The sequence below is a fragment of the Roseovarius aquimarinus genome (assembly GCF_043661195.1).
Classification (GTDB): Bacteria; Pseudomonadota; Alphaproteobacteria; order Rhodobacterales; family Rhodobacteraceae; genus Roseovarius; species Roseovarius aquimarinus.
Window position 1 is genome coordinate 249,696 of sequence record NZ_JBIHMM010000003.1, and the last position, 22,952, is coordinate 272,647.

General features: G+C 67.6%; 20 protein-coding genes. 9 read left to right on the plus strand and 11 right to left on the minus strand.

What is annotated here, in order from left to right; all coding sequences use genetic code 11:
- Positions 1–31: 31 nt before the first annotated feature.
- From addA to regB, 7 genes are all read right to left on the minus strand, one after another.
- Positions 32–3,364 (minus strand): double-strand break repair helicase AddA, encoded by a 3,333-nt coding sequence (addA, locus tag ACGRVM_RS11830; protein ID WP_377171879.1) that lies wholly within the window; start codon positions 3,362–3,364, stop codon positions 32–34.
- Positions 3,364–6,291, minus strand: coding sequence for a double-strand break repair protein AddB (addB, locus tag ACGRVM_RS11835; RefSeq protein ID WP_377171881.1), 2,928 nt, complete (start codon positions 6,289–6,291; stop codon positions 3,364–3,366). The genes addA and addB overlap by 1 nt, the downstream gene beginning before the upstream one ends.
- Positions 6,284–6,973, minus strand: a complete 690-nt coding sequence (locus tag ACGRVM_RS11840) for a nucleotidyltransferase family protein (RefSeq protein WP_377171883.1) — start codon at positions 6,971–6,973, stop codon at positions 6,284–6,286. The genes addB and ACGRVM_RS11840 overlap by 8 nt, the downstream gene beginning before the upstream one ends.
- The gene (locus ACGRVM_RS11845; RefSeq protein ID WP_377171884.1) at positions 6,949–7,959 is read right to left on the minus strand and encodes an aminoglycoside phosphotransferase family protein; all 1,011 of its coding nucleotides are present in this window, start codon (positions 7,957–7,959) and stop codon (positions 6,949–6,951) included. Before ACGRVM_RS11845 ends, ACGRVM_RS11840 begins: the two co-directional genes overlap by 25 nt.
- Complete coding sequence (gene tsaE, locus ACGRVM_RS11850) at positions 7,952–8,431, minus strand: tRNA (adenosine(37)-N6)-threonylcarbamoyltransferase complex ATPase subunit type 1 TsaE (protein ID WP_377171885.1); 480 nt, start codon at positions 8,429–8,431, stop codon at positions 7,952–7,954. Before tsaE ends, ACGRVM_RS11845 begins: the two co-directional genes overlap by 8 nt.
- Positions 8,432–8,471: 40 nt before the next feature.
- Positions 8,472–9,971 carry a PAS-domain containing protein gene (locus ACGRVM_RS11855; RefSeq protein WP_377171887.1) on the minus strand — a complete coding sequence of 500 codons (1,500 nt, stop codon included), beginning with the start codon at positions 9,969–9,971 and terminating at the stop codon, positions 8,472–8,474.
- 106 nt (positions 9,972–10,077) lie between these two features.
- Positions 10,078–11,508 carry a sensor histidine kinase RegB gene (gene regB / locus ACGRVM_RS11860; protein WP_377171889.1) on the minus strand — a complete coding sequence of 477 codons (1,431 nt, stop codon included), beginning with the start codon at positions 11,506–11,508 and terminating at the stop codon, positions 10,078–10,080.
- A 53-nt stretch (positions 11,509–11,561) separates the two neighbouring features.
- Between regB and ACGRVM_RS11865 the strand changes: the two genes are divergently transcribed.
- A complete protein-coding gene (locus ACGRVM_RS11865) occupies positions 11,562–12,194 on the plus strand; it encodes an SCO family protein (protein WP_377171891.1) in 633 nt (210 codons plus the stop codon).
- A gap of 78 nt (positions 12,195–12,272) precedes the next feature.
- Positions 12,273–12,824: an ActR/PrrA/RegA family redox response regulator transcription factor gene (locus ACGRVM_RS11870; protein WP_377171893.1), complete on the plus strand. Its 552-nt coding sequence runs from the start codon at positions 12,273–12,275 to the stop codon at positions 12,822–12,824.
- Positions 12,825–12,883: 59 nt separating this feature from the next.
- Here ACGRVM_RS11870 and ACGRVM_RS11875 read toward each other — a convergent pair whose 3' ends face one another.
- Complete coding sequence (locus ACGRVM_RS11875) at positions 12,884–14,110, minus strand: argininosuccinate synthase (protein WP_377171895.1); 1,227 nt, start codon at positions 14,108–14,110, stop codon at positions 12,884–12,886.
- A gap of 165 nt (positions 14,111–14,275) precedes the next feature.
- Here ACGRVM_RS11875 and ilvA point away from each other — a divergent pair, with 165 nt between their 5' ends.
- Positions 14,276–15,514 (plus strand): threonine ammonia-lyase IlvA, encoded by a 1,239-nt coding sequence (gene ilvA, locus ACGRVM_RS11880; RefSeq protein ID WP_377171897.1) that lies wholly within the window; start codon positions 14,276–14,278, stop codon positions 15,512–15,514.
- 12 nt (positions 15,515–15,526) lie between these two features.
- Here ilvA and ACGRVM_RS11885 read toward each other — a convergent pair whose 3' ends face one another.
- Complete coding sequence (locus ACGRVM_RS11885; protein ID WP_377171899.1) at positions 15,527–15,859, minus strand: Hpt domain-containing protein; 333 nt, start codon at positions 15,857–15,859, stop codon at positions 15,527–15,529.
- Between the two features lie 161 nt (positions 15,860–16,020).
- On the opposite strand from ACGRVM_RS11885, the gene ACGRVM_RS11890 reads away from it, so the two are divergent.
- The gene (locus ACGRVM_RS11890) at positions 16,021–17,280 is read left to right on the plus strand and encodes a PP2C family protein-serine/threonine phosphatase (RefSeq protein ID WP_377172459.1); all 1,260 of its coding nucleotides are present in this window, start codon (positions 16,021–16,023) and stop codon (positions 17,278–17,280) included.
- Here ACGRVM_RS11890 and ACGRVM_RS11895 read toward each other — a convergent pair.
- Positions 17,255–17,698, minus strand: coding sequence for an NUDIX hydrolase (locus ACGRVM_RS11895; protein ID WP_377171901.1), 444 nt, complete (start codon positions 17,696–17,698; stop codon positions 17,255–17,257). The genes ACGRVM_RS11890 and ACGRVM_RS11895 overlap by 26 nt on opposite strands.
- Positions 17,699–17,779: 81 nt before the next feature.
- Between ACGRVM_RS11895 and hslO the strand changes: the two genes are divergently transcribed.
- From hslO to ACGRVM_RS11920, 5 genes are all read left to right on the plus strand, one after another.
- A complete protein-coding gene (gene hslO, locus ACGRVM_RS11900; RefSeq protein ID WP_377171903.1) occupies positions 17,780–18,787 on the plus strand; it encodes an Hsp33 family molecular chaperone HslO in 1,008 nt (335 codons plus the stop codon).
- Positions 18,784–19,389, plus strand: a complete 606-nt coding sequence (locus tag ACGRVM_RS11905; RefSeq protein ID WP_377171905.1) for a CoA pyrophosphatase — start codon at positions 18,784–18,786, stop codon at positions 19,387–19,389. The genes hslO and ACGRVM_RS11905 overlap by 4 nt, the downstream gene beginning before the upstream one ends.
- Complete coding sequence (locus ACGRVM_RS11910) at positions 19,386–20,540, plus strand: CCA tRNA nucleotidyltransferase (protein ID WP_377171907.1); 1,155 nt, start codon at positions 19,386–19,388, stop codon at positions 20,538–20,540. Before ACGRVM_RS11905 ends, ACGRVM_RS11910 begins: the two co-directional genes overlap by 4 nt.
- A complete protein-coding gene (locus ACGRVM_RS11915; RefSeq protein ID WP_377171909.1) occupies positions 20,537–21,751 on the plus strand; it encodes a class I SAM-dependent RNA methyltransferase in 1,215 nt (404 codons plus the stop codon). Before ACGRVM_RS11910 ends, ACGRVM_RS11915 begins: the two co-directional genes overlap by 4 nt.
- Before the next feature lie 115 nt (positions 21,752–21,866).
- The gene (locus ACGRVM_RS11920; protein ID WP_377172460.1) at positions 21,867–22,334 is read left to right on the plus strand and encodes a L,D-transpeptidase family protein; all 468 of its coding nucleotides are present in this window, start codon (positions 21,867–21,869) and stop codon (positions 22,332–22,334) included.
- 93 nt (positions 22,335–22,427) lie between these two features.
- On the opposite strand, the gene ACGRVM_RS11925 is transcribed toward ACGRVM_RS11920, so the two are convergent.
- Positions 22,428–22,946: a CAP domain-containing protein gene (locus tag ACGRVM_RS11925; protein ID WP_377171911.1), complete on the minus strand. Its 519-nt coding sequence runs from the start codon at positions 22,944–22,946 to the stop codon at positions 22,428–22,430.
- Between the last annotated feature and the right edge of the window lie 6 nt (positions 22,947–22,952).

Below are 22,952 nucleotides of genomic sequence, written 5' to 3' on the forward strand. Positions count from 1 at the left end.
CCGAAATACCTATGAACCGCAAGGGCCGAGGTCAAGCTGTCCCGGCCCGGCCCAGCGCCGATGTCACGAGATCGTGGGGCAGGTGCATGAGCGTCGCCGTTCTGGTCCAGAGAATCGCGGTCTCGATCCGTTTGCCCGGATAGATCTGCGCCGCCATCGCGGCATAGGCACCCATCTGGCGCAGAAGGCCTTCGGGGCAGCTCTCGGGGGCATCCGGCACCGTCGCGTTCGATTTGAAATCGACGATGAGCACGGTCTCGCCCGTCAGGATCAGCCGGTCGATCACGCCCGCGACCCGGCCGAGGCCCGGCAGATCGGCGGTGATGCCCACTTCGGGAAGCGCGCCGGCGTCCCAAAGATGCGCAAGCCCGGGTTCATCGAGGTTGCGGGCTGCCTCCTCCAGCAATTCAGGCAGATCGGGCGCACCGGGCAGCATGCGCGCGGCCGCGTCGCTCCAGTCGTAACGGGGCAGGGTGGGCAGGAACTCGAGCAAGGAATGAATGCGACTGCCGCGCAGTTTTGCGGCCTCCTCGTCGAGGCCAGCATCGCCGGGTAGTGCCTTGGCGCCGCCCAGATCCGAAGGCGCGAGCGGCGCGCGGCTCTCCGGCACTGCGGGAGCGGGCCGCGTGAAACAGGGCGCGAGCGCGGGGCGCGGGCGCTGGGGGACGGCCTCGCCGGTGGCGACCGGCCCCGACCAATCGCCATGTTCGAGCCGAAGGCCCTCGCCGCCATGGACCGCGTAGGGCTGCGCCCCGAGCCGCCGCAACCCCGCCTCCACCTTCTGATACCAGCTATCGCCCGTATCCTTCGGCGGTTTGGCCGCAGCCACGATGAGCCATTTCTCGGCGCGGGTCATCGCGACATAGAGCAGCCGGTCACGCTCGGCCGCCTGAGCGGCTTTGAGATCCTCGATTGCCCTCTGCTGCGCGTCCGGCATCACGGCCGATTTCGCCTTCCACACCGGCGCGCCGCCGAGGTTCAGGATCTGCGCCTTGACGTCGTTCTTGCGCGTGCCCGTCTCGGGAAGAATCACGATGGGCGCCTCGAGGCCCTTGGCGCCATGCACGGTCATCACGCGGATCAGATCGCCCGCGCCCTCGGCCTGCCGCTTGATCTCGAGCGCGTCGGTCTCGAGCCAGATGAGAAAGCCGGTGAGGCTGTCCACGGCTTTCTGCTCGTAGGCGAGCGCCTGAGACAAAAGCGCGTCGATGCCGTCCTGCGCCTCCGGGCCGAGCCGCGCGAGAATGCGGCGGCGCCCGTCATGGCGCGTCAGGATGCGCTCGATCAGATCATAGGGGCGCAGGAAATCCGCCTGGCTTCGCAGGTCACCGAGGATCGCCATGGTCTCGGGATGCACCTCCGCCTCGGCCCGCAGCGCCTCCCACAGGTATTTCTGCGTGCGGCCTTGCGCGAGGCGGTAGAGCTCGGCCTCGCTCCATCCCAGAAGCGGAGAGCGCAGCGCGATGGCGAGCGACAGATCGTCCTCGGGCGTCGAGAGGAACGACAGCAGCGCCGCGAGATCCTTGACCGCAAGCTCTGCGGCGACCTTGAGCCGGTCGGCGCCCGCGATCGGCAGGCTCAGCGCTTTGCATGCGCTGATGATTTCGTGAAAGATGTCGCTGCGCGACTGCACGAGGATTAGGAAATCCCCGGCATGGACGGGGCGCAGACCGTCCTTGTCCGGGATTGGATGACCGTCGGCGATCAGCTGCGCGATGGTTTCGGCCACCTGCCGGGCCAGCACCACATCGGGATCGTTCTCGGCGCGGATATCGACCGGCGCGTGCCAGGGCGGCGGATCGGCCTTCTCGGGTTCGGGATTGATCGGCCAGAGATCGACGCGCCCGGGCATGTCAGGCCAGAAGGGCACATGCGTCTCTTCGGGGCCGAAGCCCGACTCCTCCAGCCCCTCGAACGTCGCGTCCACCGCATCCAGAATGGCGCGCGAGGAGCGGAAGGAATGCGCGAGCCGCTCGCTATGCAATGGCGCGCCGGTGGCGGCCAGCCGATCCGACCAGTCGCGCTGCATCCGGTCGAATTCGCGCGGATCGGCGCCCTGAAACGAATAGATCGACTGCTTCTTGTCGCCGACGACGAAAATCGTGCGCTCGACCTCCTGCCGCGCGCCTTTGCCCGCCGTGAATTCCTGCGCGAGACGGTCGATCACCTGCCATTGCACGGGGCTCGTGTCCTGTGCTTCGTCCACGAGAATATGGTCGATTCCCCCATCGAGCCGGAATAGCACCCAAGCGGCCACGTCCGAGCGCGTCAGCAGATCGCGCGCGCGAAGAATGAGATCGTCGAAATCGAGCCATCCGCGAAGCTGCTTTGCCTTGGCATAGGCGGGCAAGAAGACTTGGACGAAATCCTGAAGCGCCATCGCAAGGCCCAGCGCCTCGAGCGCGATGCGCTTGGGCCGCGCGGCCTCGACGCGGTGCATCCACGCCGCGATCAGGTCCATGCTGTCGCCGAGCGCCTCCTTCGTTCCCTTGGTGGGAAAGCGGGCCGACACCGTGAAAGGCGCCGCGCCCGATTTCGTGAGAAACGCGTCCTCGAGAACGGGCAGGGCGTCATACCCGAGTGCCGCGATCCGGCGCAGCTTGATGGCGGCCTTGGTGTCGGTCGAGGTACCGGCCCCCAACGCAGCGATGAGGGTGCCGAGCAAGACCGTCTCGCCCCCGAGGAAAACCTCCTCCTCGATGCTGCGGGCGGTGGTGCCGGGACTCAGCCCCAGCGCGGCGCCGAGGCCCGCTTCGGTCCGCGGCTCGGAGAAAAGCGTCGCGCGTCCGGCGATCTCGCGCGTGAGCTCGTCCAGCGTCTCGCCGGTGAAGTGACGGGCGAGCGCATCGAGTTTTGCCGCTTCCGGCCCGGCGGCGATCTCCTCGACGATCTCCGCGCGCAGAAGCTTGGCCGTGCGCTCCTCCATCTCGACGAATTGCGGGCTGACCCCGGCCTCGAGAGGGAAGCGCCGCAGGAGCGACGCGCAGAACGAGTGGATCGTCTGGATCTTGAGCCCGCCCGGCGCTTCGATCGCGCGCGCGAAAAGGCGCCTCGCATCGCGCAAGGCCGTATCGCTCAGCCGCCCTTCGACGCCGAGCTCGTTCAGCGCCTTCTCCAGCTTGGCGGCGTCCAGCATCGCCCACTCGCCCAACCTCTTGAAGAGGCGGTTCTGCATCTCGCTGGCCGAAGCCTTGGTGTAGGTAAGGCACAGGATATGCTGCGGATCGACGCCGCGCAGCAAAAGCCGCGCGACCCGGTCTGTCAGAACGCGGGTCTTGCCCGAGCCGGCATTGGCGCTGAGCCATGTCGAATTGCCCGGCTCGGCGGCCGCGATCTGGCGCAAGGTGGCATCGTCGCGCTGCATCACGGCATCTCCTCGGGCGCGGGATCGTCGGTGATGTCCCACTCACCGAACCGGGCGAGCTGATCGTAATCGCCGGTATCGCCTTTCTTTTGCAGCGCGCGGCGCGAGACATAGCCCTTGCGCTGCGTGCGGTAGGCCGAAATGAGTTCGCCCAGATCGCGCCAGACATCCTCGGGCGGCTCCTCATCCAGGGGCGCGGCGACCTCGGCGGGGTTGGCGCCGAGGCCGATATAGATCGCGCGCGCGACGCGCGAGGGCGTCAGGTTGTCGAAGCCGCTCCGCTCGGCGATGGCAGCCTCCAGCAGCAATTGCTTCTCGAACTGCTTTTGCTCGGGCGCGCTGGGCGGCGTGCCGGTCTTGTAGTCGTAGATATGCAGGCAGCCGGTGTCGTCGATGTCGATGCGGTCCGCCTCCGCGACGAGGGTAAAGCCGAGATCCGCCATCTCCGCCTGTCCCTTCGCCTCGAACGCCGTCGGCATGGCCAGCGCGCGCCGCTCATGTTCGGTCTCGATGAACCAGTCGGCCACACGGTCGAGCCGCGCAAGCCAGAGCGTGCGCGCCTCCGCCCAAGGCACCTTGTCCTTCAGCACGGCCACGGCGACCTCCATCAGCGCTTCCCGCGTCAGCCGGTCGGGCGCCTCCATCGTCTGCCTGATGAATGTCTCGAATACCTCGTGAAGCACCGTCCCGCGCAAGAGCGCGTCCGGCGCGCGCATCAGCGGATCGAGCGGGCGCAGCTTGAGCACATGCTTGGCGTAGATCGCGTAGGGGTCGCGGATCAGCCGTTTGATTTCAGTCACTGTAAGGCGGTTCGGTCTCGCATCGACGGGCGGGCGGGGCGCTGGACGCTTCGCCGGATCGGTGCGCTGGACGTCTTCCAGGGCGGCGGCCTGATCGAGCCAGTCCCGCCCCCGCGCGCGCATCGCGGCGAGGGCGGCATCACCGCCTTGATCGGGCAGGCCCGACAGAAGGTTCTGGATGCGGTTGAGCCAGCGCGAGACCACCGTCTCGCTCTCGTCCGAGCGCAAGCTGCGCGTGAGCCAGACCTCGCGTGCCAGCACCGCCTGCTGGAAATCATGCGCGGCAAGGCCGATGCGCCGCTCAGGCAGAAGCAGGCCGGCGCGATGCCGCAGCGCGCGGTTGAGCCACGGATCGGGTGCCGGCGCTTCGGGCCAGCTTCCCTCGTTGAGACCGGCGAGGATCAGCATGTCCGCACCCTGCACCCGCGCCTCGAGCGTACCCCAGATCAGGATGCCCGAATGCGGCGCGACGGCGCTGCGCACCTGCTCGCCGCGCAGAAGCGCGCCGAAGAGATTGGCATAGTCGGTGGCGGTCATGGAGGCGCCTTCGGGCGCTTCGCCGGTCAGAAGATCGCAAAGCGCACGTGCCGATTTCCCGGCCTCCTCGCGCCAAAGCTCGCTGGTCCGCTCGGGCGCGCATCCGTCGGCAATCGCCTCCGCCGTGGCCAGATGGACCGCGACGCGCTCCTCGAGGGGCAGGGCATCGGGCGCCTCGCGCCCGGCCAGATGTCGCCCGATCCACGCGGCCCAATCCTGGGCCATCGGCTCGGATTGCGTCGCGGCCCAGGCGGCGATGCTCTGCGCGGTGGGGAAGGGCGGCCCGTTGCGCCGCAGATGCAGTTCAAGCTCGCGGGTCAGGCGCAGATGCGTGCCGCGCTTGCCCCCGGTATGCGTCAGCGGATGCTTGAGCAGGGTCAGCAGCGCCTCGGCGGTCAGCGGACGCAATGCCAGCTCGGCCACATGGCGCAAAAAGCGGCCCGGCGGCGACAGGTGCAGCGGCATGCCCGCGCTGTCGTCGGGGATGATCCCCCATCGGTCGAGCGCGGCCGCCACGCGCCGCGTCAGGCCGCGGTCCGGGGTGATGAGCGCGGCGGTCTGGCCCGTTTCGGCGGCATGACGCAGGCGCATCGCGATGACCTGCGCCTCGATCCGGTGCGACGGCGCTTCGATCAGCGTCACGCCCTCCATCGCGCCCTCAAGCGCGTCGAGCTTCGGGCCTTCGTCGAGCCATTGATCCGTGATCGGCGCAGGACGCAGCGCGAGCGAGACAAGCCGCGCTCGGGCGGGGCTTGCCGGCTCGGCATTGGTCCAGCGCGCCATGTCGCTCAGCTCGAGCGCATCGCGCAACGCCTTGTAGCGGTATTGCGGGTGATCCTCGCTCAGTTGCGCATCGCCCATCGAGTCCCAGACATGGGCGGGCATGTCGAAATCATAGCCGGGCAGGATGACCGCGCCCTGGGGCAGCCGCGCGACCGCCCGCATCAGCATCTGCGTCGTCCCGCGCGAGCCGGTCGAGCCCGCCAGAAGCACCGGATGCTCGGGCGGCGCGCTCTGCCATGCGGCGATCTTGCGCTGAACGATCTGCCGCTGGCGTGCCTCCGCGCCGGGCGCGCCGCGCCCTTCGGTAAAATGCCGCACGATGTTGAGGAAGGTGCGGATGCGCTCCCAATGCCCGGATTGATCGCTGATATCGAGCGCGTCGATCACATCGGGCGGCACGCCCTCGCCCTCCATCTCGTCCATCAGCGCGGCGAGGCTGCTCGCGAGATCATGAAGCGCGGTGCGCGGCGCGAGGTCGGGCTGCGCGTCGAGAAGCGACGAGATGAGCTGAATCAGTTCCAGCCTGCGGCGCAGCGGCGGCGCGGGCGGCGCGATATCCGCCATCGTCCAGTCTCGCCCCAGCTCGGCCACGAGGGACACGCGCGGCATGAGCCGGGCCGGACCTTCGGCAAGCCGGGCCTGGATGCGCCGCGCCATGCGCCGCGTGTTGACGATGAGATGCACGCGTCCGAGCGCCTCCGGCGGCTGCCCGTCGAGCCGGGCGAGCATTCCGTTGATAAGCTCCTGCGGAAAATCGACGCCGGGCGGGAGGGCGAAGACGCGCGCGTCGTCCTGCGGCTCAAACATCGCGCGCGCCCAGCATCTCTTCGGCGAGCGTGATGCCCCCCGGATGGCCGACATCGCACCAGGTGCCGGGATAGGCGATGGCGTGAAGGCGCCCGCGTCCGATCAGCCTGTCCCAAACGAGGTTGAGCGAAAAGGGCCCCTCGGGCATGTCGTCGAGCGCGCCGGGGCGGATGATCTGGGCGCCGGAATAGACGAGGCCCGGCCCGCGCGCCGCACGCCCGCCTTCACCGATCATGAAATCGCCCTTGCCGGCATGGCCGATCGCCTGCGCGGGCGGAAGGCACAGAAGAAGCGCATCCATCGCGCTCTCGTCCCATGCTGCGGCCAGATGCCCGAGCGGGTTCGGCCCTTTCCAGACGGCATCGGTGTTCAACGTGAAGACCGGCCCATCGCCCAGAAGCGGCAGCGCGGCCCGCAGGCCGCCGCCGGTGTCGAGGATCGTCTCCTCATGCGAGATCGCGACGCCCCGACCCGCGAGATGCGCGGCGATATGATCGGCAAGGTAATGCGTGTTGACCACGCACCGCCCGATCCCGGCGCTTTGGGCCAAGTCCAGCGCGTGATCCAGCAGCGTGCGGCCCGCGACCTCGATCAGCGGCTTGGGCCGCGTGCGGGTCAGCGCGCCCATCCGCGTGCCGAACCCGGCGGCGAAGAGCATTAGGGCGTCGGGCTGGTGCGGCATCGATTCTTGAGATCCTCGAGATGGTCGTATGTCGGCTCGGGCAGCGCCCCGAGGATGAGAGGCGCCAGATCGGCAAGCGCCGGACGGGCCAGATCCCGGTTGAGATAGGCCCAGACGCGGGGGATGAGATCGATGTAATGCGCCTTGCCGTCCCGCAGGCAGAGCCGGGCGAAGACGCCGATGATCCGCAGGTTCCGCTGCGCGCCGAGCACGTGATAGGCGGCGTCGAACTCGGCCTCCGGCGCGCCCGTCTCGGCGAGATAGCGCGCGATCATGTCCCGCTCCACCTGCTGGGGCACGTCGCGCCGCGCATCCTGTAGGAGAGAGACAAGATCGTAGGCCGGATGCCCCCGCATCGCGTCCTGAAAGTCGAGCAGGCCGACACGGGCGATCCCGGTTCGCTCGGGCAGCCATAGAAGATTTTCGGCGTGATAATCGCGCTGGATGAGCACGCAATCATCGGCGGCGTGCTGCGCGAGCGCCGCCAGCATCGAGGCATGGGCGGCCGCGCGGCGCAGGCTGTCAACGTCGCCCGCATACCATTCGAAGGCGAGCGCCGCCATGTCGGCCATCAGCGCGGGATCGTAGCGCGCGAGGCCCTCCGGCAGCGGCTGCGCGTGCAGATGCGCGAGCGCATCCGTCGCGGCGCCGTAGAGCAGGGCCTCGCAGCCCGGATCGCGCGGGATGACCCGCGCGAAGAGATCGTCGCCCAGATCCTCGAGCAGCAGGAATCCCTGCGCGCTGTCCTCGGCCAGAATGCGCGGCGCCGAGAGGCCCATGCCGGCCAGATGGCGCGCGATGTGAACGAAGGGGCGCACGTCCTCGCCGCGATCGGCGGGTGCGTCCATGAGAACGGCGCTTCGCCCGTCCTTCGTCAGGCGCATGTAGCGCCGGTTCGAGGCGTCGCCCGCCAGCGGCGCCATCTGCGCGCCGGCCCAGTCGGTGCCATTCATGAAGGCCTCGGCCAGCGCGGTTCGGTCAGTCATCACTCAGCTCCTTCAGCCGCGCGGCCCACCGCCTGAACGCGCCCGTGAATATCAGGCGCCGCGTGTCCTCTTCATCCCCCGGCGCGATCTCGAGCGCAAGGGCGCCCGCGGGGGCGAGATCGCCCAGCCGGTCGGGCCATTCGACGAGGCAGATGGCGGTCTCGAACGCATCGGTGAGGCCCAGCTCGAACACGTCGTTCGGATCGCCCAGCCGGTAGAGATCGGCATGCCAGATCTCGCCGTGAAGGCCCGGATAGATCTGGACCAGCGTGTAGGTGGGCGAGGGCACATCCTCGGGCATGGTCAGAAGGGACTGGATGAGACAGCGGGCGAAATGCGTCTTGCCGGCGCCAATATCGCCGGTCATGAGCACCGTGTCGCCGGAACGCAGCACCGCGCCGAGCCGCCGGGCGATGTCGCAGGTCCGCTCCGGCCCGTCCGAGGTGAGATCTATGCGCGCGCTGTCCTGCATGGGCAGACACTACACGCGCGCTCGCCGCCTGCAACCGCGTTCAGCCCGCCGCAAGACGGGCCTGTGGTTTGGAATTCGCATCGACCTGGCTGTGGAGGATCAGCATGCGCGCACCCCCGGCGAGCAGCTCGACCCGGTAGCTGAGCCTATGGCCCTGCGAAATCTCCGCCGATTTGCGCAAGGGGCTCGATGGCTGGCGCTGCTTCAGTTGCGCCTCGACGTCGCTCCAGATGTCCGGGGCGGGCAGCGCCTCGGCGCAGGCGCGTATCAGATCGGAGGTCGACATGTCCGCGAAGGCGGTATCGGGATCGACGCCGAGCAGCCGGATGGCCGACGCGTTGCAGAAGGCGAGCACGTTGCTCGGCCCGATCACGATGACCGCCTCGGGCAGGCAATCGAGCGCCGCCTGCCGCAGGTCCAATTGCGAGCGGAAACGCCGGGCCAGCATGACCTCCGCCGAGATATCCTCAAAAAGAAACGCGACCGCCCCGTCAGGATGGGGGCGCCCGGTCACGCGATAGGTGACATCGTTCGGAAGCGACCATGTCTCCTGATAAAGCCCGCCCTCCGCGGCGCCGATCACCTCGCCGATCTGCGTGCGCCAGGACGCATAACTGCGCGGCTCGGGCATCACGCGGCGGTCGCGAAGCTGATCGAAGAAGGCCATGAGGTCCGGCTGGGCGCTCAGGAACTCGGCGCCGAGCGACGTCAGATCGACCAGCGCGGGGTTGAAAAGCGCGAGCTTGCGGGTGCGGTCGAAGACGGCGAGCCCGACCGTGAGATAGGCGAAGGTCTTGGTCAGGGTCTGGACGAAATCCTTCTGCATGCGTTCGGCATTGACGATCTTGGTGATGTCGGCGGCGTGGTGAAGCGTGCCCCAGGGATGCGCGGCGCGAGTCACCTCGAACCATTTCGCGCGGCCGCCGCTCTCAGGGGTGATGGGTAGACGCATCACGGCCCCCTGAGGCGCGCCCGAGAGGCGGGCCGTGTCGTAAAGCGCAGGCTCGAAGGCGGCATGCGAGGCCGCGTTGCGCCAGAGGGTTTCGCCCTCGGGCCCGGTTTTCCAGATCGGAATCGGAGCCTCTTCAAAGGCCGCTGTGATCTCGTCCATCCGCGCCTTGGCCATCAGCATGTCATGCCGCTCGGCGGGGCAGGGATGGGCCGGGTCGATCAGGATGACTTGCGTGCTGTGCTCGGTGCGCAGCAGCTTGAGCCGGGCCGTGTCGTCGCGCGCCTTCGCCCGCAGATGGAGCGATGGCCCGCCGGTCACGTCGAGCAGGCTGTCTGGCAGACCGTCGAACCTCGGCGCGAGCCACGCGTGCAGGCGCGACCACTCGAGCGGGTCCGCGCCGCCCGGCGGCAAAGCGCCCGCGTCATGGTCGAACATCGTGTCGCCATCGAAGAGAAACCGCGTGATGCCGGTCGGCGGGGCGGGGAGAGTGGCCGGTGCCGGCGTGCGCGGTGAGAGACGCCCGATGATCCACAAGAGCCCCAGCGAGATCGCCGCCGCCGCCGCGCAGAGTTGAACCCAAATCATCATGATGGCCCCTTCGCCCCGTTGCGTGGACAAGGGTGGCGGATGGGTGGTTAACAGCGCGTTAAGCCGATAGCTGCATTCGGCGAGCCTTGCCGGGATACGCGCGATTTCAGGGCCTGAACGGCTCGTTGAAGCCGATGCCGCCTGCCTCCGCGTCGCCGGGCACCTCCAGGTCGGCGCGTTGCCAGACGACTTCGACCACTGCGCCGGTACGCTCGCGCATCACCGAATCGCCTTTGAAGCTGTCGGGGCCGTTGGCGAAGCTGAGATCGGCGCCCGATCGCTCGAGCAGCGTCTTGGCGATGAAGAGGCCGAGGCCCATGCCCTCGTAACCGGGCCGCCGGCCTTGCCCGCCCTGAGCGCGGGCGCGGCGCGGGATGAGCGGATCGCCGATGCGTCCCAGAAGCTGCGGTGGAAAGCCCGGCCCGTCATCCATGATCCGCAGCGTGATCCGACCGGGCGACCAGCGCGCCTCGACCCATACACGGGCATCCGCGAAATCAACGGCGTTCTGAATGAGGTTGCGCAGCCCGTGGATCACCTCGGGACGGCGCAGGATCACCGGCGGCGCGGCAGAGGCGCCACCGATCGCGCCGTGATCGAAGATGAGCGTCTTGCCGCGATCGGCATGCGGCTCGCCCGCCTCCTCGACGACGGCGGTGAAGGGTGCGCGGCGCAGGTGCAGATCGTCCTTACCGGCGCGGCCCATGGAGCGCAGGATGTCGCGGCACCGATCCGCCTGCTGGCTGATGAGAAGCGCGTCCTCGCGCATCTCGCTGCCCTCCGGCAGATCGTCAGCCAGCTCGGCGCTGGTCAGCTTGATCGTGGCGAGCGGCGTGCCCAGCTCATGCGCGGCGGCGGCGACCACGCCGCCCAGATCGGTCAGCTTCTGCTCGCGCGCGAGGGCCATCTGCGTAGCCTGAAGCGCGCCCGACATGGCGTGGATCTCCGTCACGATCCAGCGCGAATAGACGCCCAGAAAGACGATCCCGATCACGATGGCGACCCAGGTACCGAAGAGGAAGATCGCCGGCATCTGCATGACGAACCCCGCCTCGCTGCGCAGATCGAGATGAAACCGCGCCAGCGCTGTGACGATCAGGATCGCGGTGAGGCCCAGAAAGAGCGTCGAGCGCGACGAGAGCGAGGAGGCCGAGACGATCACGGGCCCCACGATCAGCACCGAGAAGGGATTGTTGAGCCCGCCGGTGAGATAGAGCAGCATTCCGAGTTGCAGCAGATCGAAGAGAACCACGGCGAGATTCTCTTTCTCGCTGAGCCGCTTGGTCGCCGGAAAGACGAAGGAGGCCACGAGGTTGCTGACGATCGCGGCGCCGATCACGAGGTAGCAAAGCCCCGTCGCGATCTCGATCTGCATGAATTGCTCGACGACGATCAGAGCCGAGATCTGGCCGACGATCGCCCACCAGCGCAGCAAGATCAGCGTCCGCAACCGGATCCATGCGCCGCGCCCGCGCGGCGCGACTTCGATGCGCTGGCCCGTCTGCGATAAATCGCCCTGTTGTGTCCGGTATGGCATGGGGTAGATGTGGCACAAACCCCGCATCTTGCCCAGTCGGAAGGACGTCCCCCATGAACCGCATCATCGCCATCGCCGCCGGCATCGCCGTTCTGGCCGCTTTGGGTGTCACCTATTTCCTGACCATCGGACGCGGAGGCGCGGAGGGCGAGTTCGCCCAGTGCCGCAGCACGTCCATCGCCGATGGCGGTGCGGGGATCGGGGGCGACTTCACTCTGGTTGACGAAACCGGCGCCACCGTGACGAGCGCCGAGGTGCTCGATCAGCCGTCGCTCATCTATTTCGGCTATACGTTCTGCCCGGATGTCTGCCCGCTCGACGTCGCTCGCAACGCCGAGGCGACCGAGATCCTCGAAGAGCGCGGTGTGATGGTGAAGCCGGTCTTCATCTCGGTCGACCCGCAGCGCGATACGCCCGAGGTGCTGGCCGATTTCACCGACGCGATGCATCCGCGCATGATCGGCCTCACCGGCTCGCCCGAGCAGGTCAAGGCCGCGAGCCAGGCCTACCGCACCTTCTACAATGTGCACGAGCCCGAGGAAGGCGAGGAGGATTTCTACCTCGTCGATCACTCGACCTTCACCTATCTGACGATGCCCGGTCACGGCTTTGTCGAGTTTTTCCGCCGCGAGACCACGAGCGAGGAGATGGCGGACAAGGTGCAGTGTTTCGTCGAGGCGGGCTGAGCCGGAATTGCCCATTTGACGCAGGGCGTTGCGCGCCTATCTCCTTTCCCAAGAGGAAACGGGATTGGAGCGCATGACATGGCCGATACGGAGCTGGACCTGGGTGAAGACCCGTCGCTGCTTTTGGTCGATGATGACGAGGCCTTTGTGCGCCGGCTCGCCAAGGCGATGGAAAAGCGCGGCTTCGACGTGGAGGTCGCGACTTCCGTCGCCGAGGGTCGCGCCGCCGCGGAGGCCCGTCCGCCCGCCTATGCGGTCTGCGATCTGAGGCTCGAGGACGGCAATGGCCTCGACGTGGTCGAAGTCATCCGCGAGAAGCGGCCCGAAAGCCGTGTCGTCGTGCTCACGGGCTATGGGGCCATCGCGACCGCCGTCGCTGCGGTCAAGATCGGCGCGACGGACTATCTCTCGAAACCCGCGGACGCGACCGACATCACGAACGCGCTGATGGCGACGGGCGACGACCTGCCGCCGCCTCCGGAAAATCCGATGAGCGCGGACCGTGTGCGTTGGGAGCATATCCAGCGGGTATATGAATTGTGCGACCGGAACGTGTCCGAAACGGCGCGGCGCCTCAACATGCACCGCCGCACGCTCCAGCGCATACTGGCCAAGCGCTCGCCGAGATAGAGGGCTTCGGCGTCTTTCTGCAAGAAAAAAGGGCGGCATAGGCCGCCCTTCCTTTCTGTTCAGCCCTTGAGGCGCCGTTTGCGCGCGGCCAAAAGCTTGAGGCGCAGAGCGTTCAACTGGATGAAGCCCGCCGCATCTTTCTGGTCATAGGCGCCTGCATCATCCTCGAAGGTCACATGCGCCTCCGAGTAAAGCGAGTGGTCCGACCAGCGGCCGACGCATGTGGCAGCGCCCTTGTAGAGCTTGAGCTTGACGGTGCCGGTGACGTGTTCCTGGCTCTTGTCGATGGCCGCTTGCAGCATCTCGCGCTCGGGCGAGAACCAGAAGCCGTTATAAATCAGCTCGGCATAGCGCGGCATCAGGCTGTCCTTGAGATGGCCCGCGCCCGAGTCGAGCGTGATCTGCTCGATCCCGCGATGCGCCTCTAGGAGGACGGTGCCGCCGGGCGTCTCGTAGATGCCGCGGGACTTCATGCCGACGAAGCGGTTCTCGACGAAGTCGAGCCGACCGATACCGTGCTTGCCGCCCAGTTCGTTGAGGCGGGTCAGGATCGTGGCCGGGCTCAGCGCCTCGCCGTTGATCGACACCGCGTCGCCGCGCTCGAAGCCGATCTCGACGAATTCGGGCGTCTCGGGTGCATCTTCGGGTGCGACGGTCCGCTGATACACGTAATCGGGCGCCATCTCGGCGGGATTTTCGAGAACCTTGCCCTCGGACGAGGTGTGCAGAAGGTTCGCATCGACCGAGAAGGGGGCCTCGCCGCGCTTGTCCTTGGCGATCGGGATCTGGTTCTTTTCCGCGAAATCGAGAAGGCGGGTGCGGCTTGTCAGATCCCACTCGCGCCACGGCGCGATCACCTTGATATCGGGGTTGAGCGCATAGGCCGCAAGCTCGAACCGCACCTGATCGTTGCCCTTGCCGGTGGCGCCATGCGCGACCGCATCGGCGCCGGTCTCATGCGCGATCTCAACGAGGCGCTTGGAAATGAGCGGGCGGGCGATGGAGGTGCCCAGAAGGTAGAGACCCTCGTAGACGGCATTGGCACGGAACATCGGGAAGACGAAATCGCGCACGAATTCCTCGCGCACATCCTCGATGTAGATGTTCTTGGGGTCGATCCCCAGCATCACGGCCTTCTCGCGTGCGGGCTCGAGCTCTTCGCCCTGGCCGAGATCGGCGGTGAAGGTCACCACCTCGCAACCGTATTCGGTTTGCAGCCATTTGAGGATGATCGAGGTATCGAGGCCGCCGGAATAGGCCAGCACGACTTTCTTGGGCGCGGACATGTGCAAATCCTTTGTCAGGGTCGCGCAGGGGCTTAGCGGGTTTCGCAAGGGCAGGCAAGGTGGCGGCGGGGCCGTACGCCGGCGTTGGAACCTGTCCGGACGGGCCCGAAGCGCGGTGCGCATCGCCCCTTGTGCGGCGCGCCGGCTTGGGGCAGGCATATCGGCATGAGTGATTTTCAGCAAAAGGCCCGCGCCGCCGAGGCCGCGATGCGCGAAGTGTTCGACGCAACGCCCTTGCAGCGCAACGAACATCTGTCCGAGCGCTACGACGCGAATATCCTGCTCAAGCGCGAGGATCTGACGCCGGTGCGTTCCTACAAGCTGCGCGGCGCGTTCAACGCGATGCGCAAGGTGCTGGCGCGGGGCGGCGACGCGCCGGTCTTCGTCTGCGCGAGCGCGGGCAACCACGCGCAGGGCGTCGCCTTCATGTGCCGCCATTTCGGGGTCGAGGGCGTCATCTTCATGCCCGTCACGACGCCGCAGCAGAAGATCGGCAAGACGCGCATCTTCGGCGGCGACAACGTGCGGATCGAGCTGACGGGGGATTACTTCGACGTCACGCTGGCCTCGGCGCAGGACTATTGCGCGCGTCATGGCGGGCATTTCCTGTCGCCCTTCGACGACGAGGACGTGATCGAGGGTCAGGCTTCGGTGATGGTCGAGATCGAAAGGGATCTGGGCGGCATGCCCGATCACATCGTGATGCCCGTCGGCGGCGGCGGCCTGTCTTCGGGCGTCACGAGCTATGTGGCGGATCGCGCCGATATCACGCTGGTCGAGCCGGCGGGCGGCGCCAGCCTCAAGGCCGCGCTGATGGCGGGCGCGCCCGTGCGGCTCGATCATGTGGACAATTTCGCCGACGGCGCCGCCGTCGCCCAGATCGGGGCGCGCACCTTCGCGCGGCTCGCCCATCTCGATCCTGGGCAGGTCGTCACCGTGAACGAGGACCGGCTCTGCACCACGATGATCGAGATGCTGAACATCGAGGGCATCGTGCTCGAACCCGCGGGGGCGCTGGCGGTGGATGCGCTCAAGGACATGCGCAACCGGATCCGCGGCAAGACCGTGGTCTGCGTCACATCGGGCGGCAATTTCGATTTCGAGCGTCTGCCTGAGGTCAAGGAACGCGCGCAGCGCCATTCGGGCGTCAAGAAATACTTCATCCTGCGCCTGCCCCAGCGGCCCGGCGCGCTCAAGGATTTCCTCGCGCTTCTGGGCCCCGAGGACGATATCGCACGGTTTGAATACCTCAAGAAATCAGCGCGCAATTTCGGCTCGGTTCTGATCGGGATCGAGACGAGCCGGACCGAGAATTTCGACCGCCTCCTGCCCGCCCTGACGGACGCGGGTTTCACCTATCGCGACATCACCGACGATCAGGTTCTCGCCGAATTCCTAATCTGAGCGCGGCTGGGATCAGGGCGGCGCGAGCGCCTCGAGACCGCGCATGAAATCCTCGCGCGACGCCTCGAAGCAGGCGATGGTCGCGGCGAGATCCACATCGCCGGCACGGCCAGAGGCGGCGGCCGTCTCGCCCATCTGGCAAAGTCTCGAGAAGTCCGTGAAGCCGAGATTGAGCGCGCTTCCTTTCAGAAAATGCAGCCGCGCTTCGAGCGCGTCTTCGGCGCAGCCCGCGCGGAGTGCGTCGATTTCGGTCTCCACCTCTTCCAGAAAAAGCGTCACGATCTCGGCGAAATTCTCGGCTCCGATTTCGTCCCGCAATTCGGTCACCCTGCTCCAATCGATCATCGCGCGCCCTCCGGTTCGCTTCAGGCTGGCATGCAGGGAGTTAAGGCCGCGTTAGCGGCGATCCGGGAATTTCCGGCACGCCTTCACCCTCTGTTAACGGGCCGCGCGGTAGAACCAAGGGTCAGCGTTCGAGGGGAGTCATCTTGTCCCAGACCATCCACATGCCCGAGGCCGGTCCGGCGCCGCCCGTCCGCGCGATCCGGCGCGTTCTCGTCGTGGATGACAGCCGCCTCCAGCGCCGCATCCTCGCAGCGTCGCTCAAGAAATGGGGGTTTTCGGTGATCGAGGCCGAGTCCGGGCGCGAGGCGCTCGAGCATTGCCGCGAGATGCCGCCCGACCTCGTGCTGAGCGACTGGATGATGCCGGGCATGTCCGGCCTCGAATTCTGCGATGCCTTCCGGCGCATGACCCGTGGCAGCTACGGGTATTTCATCCTGCTCACCTCGAAATCCGACAAGGCCGAAATCGCGCATGGTCTCGATGCCGGGGCCGACGACTTCCTGACCAAGCCCGTCGATCCCGGAGAGCTGCGCGCGCGGATCGCCGCGGGCGAGCGTATCCTCGAGATGGAGCGCGAGCTGACCGAGAAGAACAGGCTGGTCAATTCGACGCTCGCCAAGTTGCAGACGCTCTACGCTTCGCTCGATGCCGACTTGATGGAGGCGAAGAAGCTTCAGCAATCGCTGGTCAGCGACCGGCACCGCGATCTGGGACCGGCGGCCGTGTCGATGCTCCTGCGATCCTCGGGCCATGTCGGGGGCGATCTTGTCGGCATGTTTCCGGTGAACGGCTCGCATATCGGGCTCTATGGGCTCGACGTGTCCGGCCATGGGGTCAGCTCCGCCCTGATGACTGCGCGGCTCGCCGGATATCTGTCGGGCGCCGCGCCCGAGCAGAATGTTGCGCTCAAGAGGGTGGGAGACGACTATGTCATGCGGCCTCCCGCACGGACGGCCGCGGCGCTCAACGACCTATTCCTGAGCGAGCTGGAGACGGAGCATTACTTCACGCTGCTTCTGGCGGATGTCGATCTGGAGACGGGCCGGGTCGTCATGGCGCAGGCCGGCCATCCCTATCCCGCGATCCAGCGCGCGGACGGGCGCGTCGAGATGGTGGGCGGCGGCGGTCTGCCCGTGGGGCTCATTCCGGGCGCGGAGTATCAGGACGTGGAATTCCGTCTGCATCCGGGCGACCGGCTGATGATCCACTCGGACGGCGTGACCGAATGCGCGGCCCCCGATGGCACGCTTCTGGACGATGCGGGCCTCGCGGCGATGCTGGGCGCGTTGCGGCAGACGCGCGGGCTCGCCTGTCTCGAGGCGATGATCTGGAAGCTCGCGGATTTCGCCGGCACCGACAATTTCGCCGATGACGTCTCTGCCGTCCTGCTCGAAATCAAGCCCGCGCCGCCCAGCGCCTGACGAACATCCTGTCGCCCTCGTTGCCGAGCTCGGCCGCCGCCATGCCCGCATCCACGACAAGCGCCGTGTGCCCCGGCTCGGTCGGCGCGCGGACCTGTCGCACGGGCTGCGCGAGGTAGATCGTGCACAGCTTCTCGGCCCACATGTCGTATTCCGGCATGAAGACGAACCGGCGGAACGCGCCCATCCGGCGCGGCGCCGCGATGGTCCAGCCGGTTTCCTCCATGACTTCGCGGTGCAGCGCCCGCAGCGGCGATTCGCCCGGATCGATTCCGCCCCCCGGCAACTGCAATTCTGGCTCGGGATCGTGCTGCAACGTCACCAGAAGACCGTTCCGCGCAGGCAGAAGGGCATAGACGCCGTGGCGCAGCCTGTAGCGCTGCCCGGGCAATGGCGGCTCTCCGACACGTGGTATCATTGGCTTGCTCCTGCTCGACGCCGGGTTGCTCCTGCCTATCTCTTCGCGATATGCCAAGCCACGGCACATAAGGAAACCCCCATGACTTTCGGTGACAAAATCGCTTGGGACGACACGGTTCTGCCGTTCCAGCTCGATAACTCGGACATCCGCGGCCGCATCGCGCGGCTCGACGGGGTGTTGGGCGGAATCCTGAAGCAGCATGAGTACCCGCCCGTGGTCGAGGCGCTGGTGGCCGAGATGGCCATCCTGACCGCGCTCATCGGCCAGACGATCAAGCTGCGCTGGAAGCTCTCGCTTCAGGTGCAGTCGAACGGTCCGGTGCGGATGATCGCAACCGACTATTACGGCCCCCAGGTCGAAGGCGAGCCGGCCCGCATCCGCGCCTACGCAAGCTATGATCCCGCGCGCCTGACCGAAGCCGATCCCTTCGCGCAGGTCGGCGAGGGCTATTTCGCGATCATGATCGACCAAGGCAAGGGCACGACGCCTTATCAAGGGATCACGCCCCTCGCGGGCGGCAGTCTGAGCGCCTGCGCCGAGGCCTATTTCGCGCAGTCCGAGCAGATCCCGACGCGATTCTCGCTCAGCTTCGGCCGCTCGACCGAGACGGGCGGCGTCGAGCATTGGCGCGCAGGCGGCATCATGCTTCAGCACATGCCCAAGGCCTCGCCCTTCGCCCCGGCGACCGATGGCGGCACGGGCGAGGGCGGATTGCTCCAGCCGGAGGACGTGGTGCCGAACGGGCCGGAGGGCGAGAACTGGAGCCGCGCGAACATCCTGCTCGACACGGTCGATGCGCTCGAGCTCATCGGGCCGAGCGTCGCGCCGACGGACCTTCTGCTGCGGCTCTTCCATGAGGAGGCGCCGCGCGTCTTCGATGCGCAGCCCGTGCGCTTCGGCTGCACCTGCTCGGAGGATCGCGTGCGGCAGAGCCTGTCGATCTACTCGGCGCGCGATATCGCCACGATGACGACCGAAGAGGGTTTCGTGACCGCCGACTGCCAGTTCTGCGGCGCCCATTACGAAATGGACCCGGCGACGCTCGGTTTCGAGGCGGACGATCCGGGCGGTCAAGACGGGGCATGAGTGCGCCCGATCCCATCGCGGAGATCGCCGCCGCGCTGGGCCGCCCGCATGCGGCGACCTCCGATTTCGATTTGAACCCCGAGACGGTGTTGCCCGAAGGGCGCAAGCTGCGCCCCGCCGGTGTGCTGGTGCCGCTGATGATGACGCCGCACGGTGCGCGGCTCCTGCTGACGCAGCGCTCCTCGGTGCTCAAGCAGCATCCGGGCCAGATCGCCTTTCCGGGCGGCAAGCAGGACGAGTGCGATGCCGACGTGACCGCCGCCGCCCTGCGCGAGGCGCATGAGGAGATCGGCCTCGCGCCGTCGAATGTCGAGGTGCTGGGCCATCTGCCCGAGCATGAGACCGTCACGGGCTACATGGTCACGCCCGTCATTGGCCGCGTTCGCGCGCCCTTCACGCCCGTGCCGGAGGCCGGGGAGGTCGCCGAGGTCTTCGACGTGCCGCTCGCCCATGTGCTCGATCCCGCCCGCTTTCGGGTCGAGGCGCGCTATTGGCGCGGCACGATGCGGCGCTATTACACGGTCCCGTTCGGGCCTTACTACATCTGGGGCGCGACCGCGCGGATGCTGCGCGCGCTGGCCGATGTGGCGGGCCGGTCATGAAGATCGAGGCGCCCTGGCTCACCGCCGCGCCGCTGCGCGCGATCTTCGCGGCTTTCGAGGCGGCGGGGCACCGCGTCTGGCTGGTGGGCGGCGCCGTGCGCAACGCTCTCCTGAACGAGCCTGTGGGCGATCTTGATCTCGCCACGGATGCCGAGCCTGACGCGATGCTGACTCTGGCCGAGGCGGCGGGGCTCAAGGCGGTGCCGACGGGCATCGAGCACGGCACCGTCACCCTGATCGCCGAAGGCACGCCGTTTGAGATCACCACCTTTCGCCGCGATGTCGAGACCGATGGACGGCATGCGATCGTCGCCTTCACCGACGACATGACCGAGGATGCGCGCCGCCGCGATTTCACGATGAACGCGCTTTATGCCGCTGCGGATGGCGAGGTGATCGACCCGCTCGGCGGGCTGCCCGATCTCATGGCGCGGCGCGTGCGCTTCATAGAGGATGCGGGCACGCGCATTCGCGAGGATTATCTGCGCAGCCTGCGCTTCTTTCGGTTTCATGCGCAATATGGCGGCCAGCGCGGCATAGATCCCGAGGGGCTGGCGGCGGTGGTGGAGAATCTGGACGGGCTCGAGACGCTGGCGCGCGAGCGGGTCGGGGGCGAGATGCTGCGCCTTCTGGCCGCGCCCGACCCCGCCCTTGCCATGGCCGCGATGGCGCAGTCCGGCGCGCTGGCGCGGGTTCTGCCGGGTTCCGATCCCGCGGCGCTGGCGCCGCTCGTTCATCTCGAAGGCGAGGCGCATGTGTCGCACGATCCCATCCGGCGCCTCGCGGCGCTGGGCGGTGAGGATCTGCGTGACCGGCTTCGGCTCAGCCGCGTTGATGCCGCACGGCTCGAGACGCTGCGCGAGGGTGCGGGACGCATCGAGCGTCCGGGCGCGCTCGGGTATCTGCACGGCGCCGAGGCGGCCCGCGATATCCTGCTTCTGCGGTCCGCGCTCTTGCAGCAGCCGCTCGATGCGGGCGCGCTCGCGGCGGCGGCGCGCGGCGCGCGGCAGGTCTTTCCCGTCGCGGCCGCCGATCTCATGCCCGCCTTGCAGGGTGCGGCGCTGGGCGCGCGGCTGAAGGCGCTCGAGGCGCGCTGGATCGCGTCGGATTTCGCGCTGAGCCGGGAAGAGCTTCTGGAGGAGGGCGCATGAGCCATCTGATCGAACGGCTGGGCCATCATGGCGACGGCATCGCCGCCGGGCCGGTCTTCGCACCCATGACGCTGCCGGGCGAGCGGGTGACCGGCATGCTCGAGGGCCAGCGCCTCACCGATATCCGCATCGAGACGCCGAGCGACCGGCGCGTCGCGCCGCCTTGCCGCCATTTCAAGGCCTGCGGCGGCTGCCAGTTGCAGCATGCCGACGATGATTTTGTGGCGCGCTTCAAGGAAGATGTGGTGCGCACCGCACTTGCGGCGCACGGGATCGACGCGCCGTTTCTGCCCATCGCGACCTCGCCCGCGCAGGCGCGGCGGCGCGCGACGCTCTCGGCGCGGCGGACCAAGAAGGGCGCGATGGCGGGCTTTCACGGACGCGCGTCGGACGTCATCATCGAAATTCCGGACTGCCGCCTTCTGCATCCTGACCTCATGCGCGCCATTCCCATGGCCGAGGCGCTGGCGCAGGAGGTTGGCACGCGCAAGGGCAGTCTCGATGTCGCGGTCTGCCTGTCGCGCGCCGGGCTCGACGTGAATGTGACGGGGGGCAAGCCTCTCGATGGGCCGCTGCGCGCGCAGCTTGCGCAACTGGCCGAAACGCTGAGCCTTGCGCGGCTCGCGTGGGAGGGCGAGGTGATCGCAATGCGCGAGGCACCGGTGCAGCGCTTCGGGACGGTGGACGTGGTGCCGCCCCCGGGCGCCTTCCTGCAAGCTACCGCCGAGGGCGAAGCCGCGCTCTTGGCCGATGTGCGCGCCGCGCTGGACGGCGCCGGGCGCATCGTCGATCTCTTCGCCGGATGCGGCACCTTCGCCCTGCCGCTCGCTCGCACCGCGCGGGTGCATGCCGTCGAGGGCGACGCCGCCATGACCGAGGCGCTGGGTGCCGGTTGGCGCAAAGCCGAGGGTCTCAAGGAAGTCACCACCGAGACGCGCGATCTCTTTCGGCGGCCCCTTCTGCCGGACGAGCTGGCGAGGTTCGACGCCGCCGTGATCGACCCGCCCCGCGCGGGCGCCGAGGCGCAGATGGCCGAGCTGATCGGGGCCGGCGTGCCGCGTATCGCCTACGTCTCGTGCAGTCCCGTCACCTTCGCGCGCGACGCGGCGCAGGCCGTGGCGGCGGGCTATCGGCTCGAGGCCGTGCGCGTCGTCGACCAGTTCCGCTGGTCGAGCCATATCGAGCTCGTGGCCCGCCTGTCGCGAATTTAGGCCCCTGCGGCGGTTTTCCCCCTATCTCGGTCGCCCGGTTTTGCGGTATCTAGGGCGAAAAACACAAAACCGAGGTGGGCACGTGAGTTTCTTCAGATTCCTGGCCGTTGCGTTGATGGTTGTGGGCCTTTCGGCCTGTAGCTCCAAATTCAAGACGTATAACGGCCCCGAGGTCACGCATGTCGTGGTCAAGAAAACCGAGCGCAAGATGTATCTTCTGCACCATGACCGGGTGCTGGAGGCGTATGATTTCGACCTCGGCTTCGCGCCTGTGGGTCACAAGGCCGAGGAAGGCGACGGGCGCACGCCGGAGGGGACATATCTCATCGACCGGCGCAATCCGAACAGCAAGTTCCATCTGTCGATCGGCATTTCCTATCCAAACGCGCTCGACCGCGCGCTGGCCCGCGAGCGCGGCAAGAGTCCGGGCGGCGATATCTTCATCCACGGCCAGCCCAATGGCTTCAAGGGAAAGCGCAAGGGGATCGACTGGACGGCGGGCTGCATCGCCGTGACCAACAAGGAAATGGAATGGATCTATGCGATGGTGAAGGACGGAACGCCGATCACGCTTTATCCCTGACCTCTGCCCGCGCTGGCGGTCCGGGCGCGAGCGGTTCCTGAAAGACGAAAGAGCCGGGGCGGCCTGCCCCGGCTTTTTGCTGCGCGGCTGGCCTCAGCGGCCCATCACCAGCGTCCACCAGATCTTGCCGTTGTTTTCCTGAAGCCACGAAAAGCCCATCTGGGTCGCTTGCGGCGAAAGGATCACGCTGCGCGTGCCCGGCTCTTCCATCCAAGCGGCCAGCGTCTCGAGCTCGGTCTCGTAGGTTTCCGAAATCGCCTCGCCGACAAGGCCGCCGGTGTAGCCCACACGCTCGATCCGGTCGATCGGCGAGGAGCCGTCCGATCCGAAATGCCAGGGCCGGTTCTGGACCGACATGTCGCGCGAATGGGTCGCGGCGGCGGCGTTGAGCTGGGCATTGAGTTCGACGGGCTGACGGCCCGCGGCACTGCGCAGCGCGTTCACCGAGTCGAGCATACGGAACTGGATCGCCGACGCGTCGCCCGCCCGGATGCGGTAGACCTTGGGCAGCGGCTTGCCATCCGCGCCGATCTGCGGCGGGGGCGGCGGGGGCGGCGCGCAGGCGGAAAGGGCGAGCAGGGCGGAGATGACGAGGACCAGAATGCGCGACATGGGAGG

Excerpts from the sequence above, each read along its gene's own strand:
- addA (WP_377171879.1), bottom strand. The coding sequence starts at position 3,364 with ATGCAGCGCGACGATGCCACCTTGCGCCAGATCGCGGCCGCCGAGCCG.
- addB (WP_377171881.1), bottom strand. The coding sequence starts at position 6,291 with ATGTTTGAGCCGCAGGACGACGCGCGCGTCTTCGCCCTCCCGCCCGGC.
- ACGRVM_RS11840 (WP_377171883.1), bottom strand. The coding sequence starts at position 6,973 with ATGCCGCACCAGCCCGACGCCCTAATGCTCTTCGCCGCCGGGTTCGGC.
- ACGRVM_RS11845 (WP_377171884.1), bottom strand. The coding sequence starts at position 7,959 with ATGACTGACCGAACCGCGCTGGCCGAGGCCTTCATGAATGGCACCGAC.
- tsaE (WP_377171885.1), bottom strand. The coding sequence starts at position 8,431 with ATGCAGGACAGCGCGCGCATAGATCTCACCTCGGACGGGCCGGAGCGG.
- ACGRVM_RS11855 (WP_377171887.1), bottom strand. The coding sequence starts at position 9,971 with ATGATGATTTGGGTTCAACTCTGCGCGGCGGCGGCGGCGATCTCGCTG.
- regB (WP_377171889.1), bottom strand. The coding sequence starts at position 11,508 with ATGCCATACCGGACACAACAGGGCGATTTATCGCAGACGGGCCAGCGC.
- ACGRVM_RS11865 (WP_377171891.1), top strand. The coding sequence starts at position 11,562 with ATGAACCGCATCATCGCCATCGCCGCCGGCATCGCCGTTCTGGCCGCT.
- ACGRVM_RS11870 (WP_377171893.1), top strand. The coding sequence starts at position 12,273 with ATGGCCGATACGGAGCTGGACCTGGGTGAAGACCCGTCGCTGCTTTTG.
- ACGRVM_RS11875 (WP_377171895.1), bottom strand. The coding sequence starts at position 14,110 with ATGTCCGCGCCCAAGAAAGTCGTGCTGGCCTATTCCGGCGGCCTCGAT.
- ilvA (WP_377171897.1), top strand. The coding sequence starts at position 14,276 with ATGAGTGATTTTCAGCAAAAGGCCCGCGCCGCCGAGGCCGCGATGCGC.
- ACGRVM_RS11885 (WP_377171899.1), bottom strand. The coding sequence starts at position 15,859 with ATGATCGATTGGAGCAGGGTGACCGAATTGCGGGACGAAATCGGAGCC.
- ACGRVM_RS11890 (WP_377172459.1), top strand. The coding sequence starts at position 16,021 with ATGCCCGAGGCCGGTCCGGCGCCGCCCGTCCGCGCGATCCGGCGCGTT.
- ACGRVM_RS11895 (WP_377171901.1), bottom strand. The coding sequence starts at position 17,698 with ATGATACCACGTGTCGGAGAGCCGCCATTGCCCGGGCAGCGCTACAGG.
- hslO (WP_377171903.1), top strand. The coding sequence starts at position 17,780 with ATGACTTTCGGTGACAAAATCGCTTGGGACGACACGGTTCTGCCGTTC.
- ACGRVM_RS11905 (WP_377171905.1), top strand. The coding sequence starts at position 18,784 with ATGAGTGCGCCCGATCCCATCGCGGAGATCGCCGCCGCGCTGGGCCGC.
- ACGRVM_RS11910 (WP_377171907.1), top strand. The coding sequence starts at position 19,386 with ATGAAGATCGAGGCGCCCTGGCTCACCGCCGCGCCGCTGCGCGCGATC.
- ACGRVM_RS11915 (WP_377171909.1), top strand. The coding sequence starts at position 20,537 with ATGAGCCATCTGATCGAACGGCTGGGCCATCATGGCGACGGCATCGCC.
- ACGRVM_RS11920 (WP_377172460.1), top strand. The coding sequence starts at position 21,867 with ATGGTTGTGGGCCTTTCGGCCTGTAGCTCCAAATTCAAGACGTATAAC.
- ACGRVM_RS11925 (WP_377171911.1), bottom strand. The coding sequence starts at position 22,946 with ATGTCGCGCATTCTGGTCCTCGTCATCTCCGCCCTGCTCGCCCTTTCC.